3 protein-coding genes are annotated in these 3,721 nt (G+C 41.9%); 1 reads left to right on the forward strand and 2 read right to left on the reverse strand.

From position 1 onward, the window contains the following. The first annotated feature begins 202 nt into the window (after positions 1-202). Positions 203-1,348 (forward strand): SpoIID/LytB domain-containing protein, encoded by a 1,146-nt coding sequence (locus NWP22_RS14625; RefSeq protein WP_280802037.1) that lies wholly within the window; start codon positions 203-205, stop codon positions 1,346-1,348. Positions 1,349-1,417: 69 nt separating this feature from the next. Here the strand turns inward: NWP22_RS14625 and NWP22_RS14630 are convergent, their stop codons facing one another. Both NWP22_RS14630 and NWP22_RS14635 read right to left on the reverse strand, forming a co-directional pair. Next, entirely contained in the window at positions 1,418-2,668 is a 1,251-nt protein-coding gene (locus tag NWP22_RS14630; protein ID WP_271731422.1) for a hypothetical protein, read from the reverse strand. An 81-nt stretch (positions 2,669-2,749) separates the two neighbouring features. Continuing rightward, positions 2,750-3,721: RNA-guided endonuclease InsQ/TnpB family protein (locus tag NWP22_RS14635; protein WP_280802038.1), on the reverse strand; the 972-nt coding region annotated here is incomplete at its 5' end.

A 3,721-nucleotide genomic window follows, 5' to 3' on the forward strand; every position in this document is an offset into this window, starting at 1 on the left:
ATAGCGGTAGTCTTTCTTGTAAATCTTAAGAGAAATATCGCGTCTGGCTAAGGCGTGCAAGTCTACTAAGGGATAACCGCTCCCATGCTCCCGTTGAAGTAGAAAGTAAAGTCTAGCTTTGTCTAGGTTTTATCTAGCAGAACTGTCTCATCTTCACTGGTAGATCATAGATACTTGCTTAAATGTGATTTAAATGATGAGTATGAAATTTCAACTGTTATTAGGCTCTTTGTTTTCCCAGCTTAAAGTACGTCATTGGTGGATAGGCATCTTTTTGTGGATGGTTTTAGTCGCCCCGGCTCAAGCGTCTATCATCCTGCGCGTGGCAATTGAGAGGGGAGTTAATCAAGTCAAGGTGGGTAGTTCCACAACTGCACTTGTCAAGGATAGTAGAGGCCGGACTCTGGGACAATTACCCGCTATGAGTTCATTTGATGCCCAAAGTATCCCCGGTGGTGTGGCTCTCAATAGGTGGCAATCTGGCTTATTTTGGATTGAGCCGACAAATAAGGGATTTGTTTATATTGGCGATCGCTGGTATCGTGGCAGAACCTTGGTTTTGCCTACAGATAAAGGGTTAGATGTCGTTAACTGGGTTGATTTAGAAGAATATCTTTACAGTGTCATCGGTGGTGAAATGGATTCTAGATGGCCTCAGGAAGCCCTCAAAGCCCAGGCCATAGCTGCTCGCACCTACGCACTTTACAAGCGCCGGGAACAGCGCAATCATCCCACTTATGACTTAGGGGCTACTCCTGACCGGTGGCAAATTTATCAAGGAGTCGCTAAGGAATCTCCTGCTATTTACGCGGCCGTTGATTCTACAGTTGGGAAAGTATTAACACATAACAATCAAATTATTCTCTCCGCGTTTCACGCCTGTTCTGGGGGGCATACTGAAAATGTCGAAGATGTTTGGGGAAAACGCCTGGCTTACTTGCGTGCTGTTCAAGACTACGATCAAAATATCAGCGCTTGTAACTGGGTGCAAACCTTTTCCCCCGATGAAATTAGCTCGAAAATTTCCGGTATTGGTAACATCAAAGATATGATTCCACAAGCCTTCTCACCTTTCCGCAGTGTGAAAGCTTTAAAAATTGTGGGTGAGCAAGGTACAAGAGTACTCAGAGGGGAAGAGGTGCGAACTGCACTCAAACTCCGAAGCACGCGCTTTAATATCACTAGAGGCACAAATGGTAATTTTGTCCTCCAAGGTCTAGGATTTGGTCATGGCTTAGGAATGAGCCAGTGGGGAGCCTATAATCTGGCTCGACAAGGAGCCAACCACCTGCAAATTTTAGGACATTACTACCAAGGGGTAACCCTGACCCCAATTAAGACCAAGTAAGTTACTGCACCACTATCTTAGCATTTATGAGGATATGTAATCTATTATTAGCAAATAACTAGCTATTGGCTAGCCCTCAAGCTCTTGGTCGATTAAGTCGGTTTCGGTGGAATAAACTAAATCTTCACTACTGATGACTTTTTCTGTAGCGAATTGCTGTGCGTAGTTGATTTTTCGCTGTAAAGTCTCCTCTGGATTTGCTAATAGTTGAGCCTGATACAAGCGATCGCGATTGCGTGCAGCAATTTTTTGATTGCGCCATTGAATCCAAAAATAACGCACTAAGGGGATACCTAAGAAACCCGCACCATAACCCAACAATAGCCAATAAATCCCTTCTACAAAAGCTACTAATCCCCCCAATTGCGCCGCTGCTGTCCCGTCGGCTATTAAACCTCCCAATATTAAAGCCGCCACAAAATTGAGTACACCCAAACCTGCAGCCAGGATAATTTGTCCTGCACCTGCAGCACTAAAACGCCAAGGATATTCTTCTAAATGGGTGGGTACTAATTCAGGGCTTGTTTTAGTGGCTTTAACTTGCAGCTCTGGGAAATAATAGACAATGTGCCCTTCTGGGCTGACCTCTGGTTGTCCATTAAAACGAGTCAGCACAGGCAGCATATAATCTTCATACTCCCGTGTATAAGTTTCCCCAAGGTCATCCAGATAGGGAGCAATTTGTTCTGCTACCACCGCACCATGATTATTCCCAATCACAGTCCCGATTTCTTGCCATCGCCGTTGTTCTAAATTAGCATTTGGATTACCATCGCCAAATAAAAAGGAAAATACAGCCTCAAAGAAATTCAAGTTACTTCCTTGCTGTCTTTGGTAATGCCGTTGTTGGGAGCGGGTGCTATAATCGGGGCTGAAGTACCAGAATAAATCTGGGAATGGAAAAAAGAATAACCCACCACCCCCAGAACTGCGGCCTCGATCATTGTCATTGCGATCTGAACTCCCGGCATTCACAATGATAATAATCGTCACAGTGATCAGGACAATAGAAAGAATTAAGAAAATACCAAAAGAAATGCGAATCAGGTAAAAAAGAACTGCCCAGACCTTTTTCCACCATTCCTGCAACCGCATCTGAAAGTATTTATTACGTAATATTTCGCGGAAATTTCGCGGAAACAGGTAAACAATATCGCCTGTTTCTGCTACTTGTAAATGTCCGCCCGCATCAGAAGCCAAGGCTAATAAACCTTGTCCCGCCTCCGCTACACTCAAGCCACCCTGACTTGAGACATCACCAACAGTCACTCGGTAACCGAGTTTTTCTACAGCTTGCATGATGGTGGGATTGGGAGTCACTATTCTTCCCTCCTGTGAGAATTTACCTGTATCCGATCCAAAAAAAGCTAACTAATACTAACAAAAATTGGCTTTTTCTTCCTATTTCACCCTAGCAGTGTCGGCACTATCTAGTCCACAGGCTAACACGATCAATCTGACCGCTTCTTTTTTTAAATTAATCGCCGCGTTTAAATCTCTGTCACTCTCAAAGCCACAACTATCACATTTAAACACTCTGTGAGATAATGGCAGTGATGATTTCTTTTCTCCACAACTTGAGCAAGTCTTACTACTGGGATAAAATCTATCCACAATTACTAACTTACTGCCATACAGTTGTGTTTTATATCCCAACTGCCTTCTAAATTCATAAAAGCCCATATCGGCAATAGCTTTTGATAATTTCCCATTCGCTAACATCCCAGATACATTTAAATCTTCTATCCCTATAACCGCGTGGTTTTTGCTGATATAGGTGGTGATTTTGTGTAATGTATCTTTTCTGATATTAGCTATTTTTTGGTGTAATCTGGCTATTTTGATTTGGGCTTTTCTATAATTATTTGAACCTCTGAGTTTATGTCGGTTCAAGTATTGCATTCTTGCTAATTTAGATTCATACTTTTTATAGCTTTTTACTCCATCAAATACTTCTCCTGTTGATAATGTTGCTAGATGATTTATGCCCAAGTCAACTCCTACAAAGTCTTGTTTTTTAGGTGTTTCATTGGTTATCACCTCCAGTTTCCAAGAGATAAACCACTTATCGGCTTGTTTACTAATGGTGACAGATTTCGGTTTATATCCAGTCGGGAGAATTTCATAAGTTTTCAGCCAACCAATTACGGGGACTTTGATTTTTCTATAGTCAATTTTTATTGCACCATCTAAGGTAAAAGAATCCTGTCTCCCTTTTTTCTTAAACTTAGCAAAGCCTTTACTTTTTTTGAAGAAGGATTTAAAGGCATCTGACAGATATCTTAATGCGTATTGAGGGGCGCATTTAGACACTTGATAATACCAAGGAAGGGTAGATTTAATGGCTGCTACTAACCATTTATGTAAATCTAT

Origin of the sequence: Anabaenopsis tanganyikae CS-531, assembly GCF_029891675.1 — a bacterium.
Classification (GTDB): domain Bacteria; phylum Cyanobacteriota; class Cyanobacteriia; order Cyanobacteriales; family Nostocaceae; genus Anabaenopsis; species Anabaenopsis arnoldii.

What these genes read in the sequence shown, in the direction of transcription:
- NWP22_RS14625 (WP_280802037.1), top strand. Translation starts at nt 203, where the DNA reads ATGAAATTTCAACTGTTATTAGGCTCTTTGTTTTCCCAGCTTAAAGTA.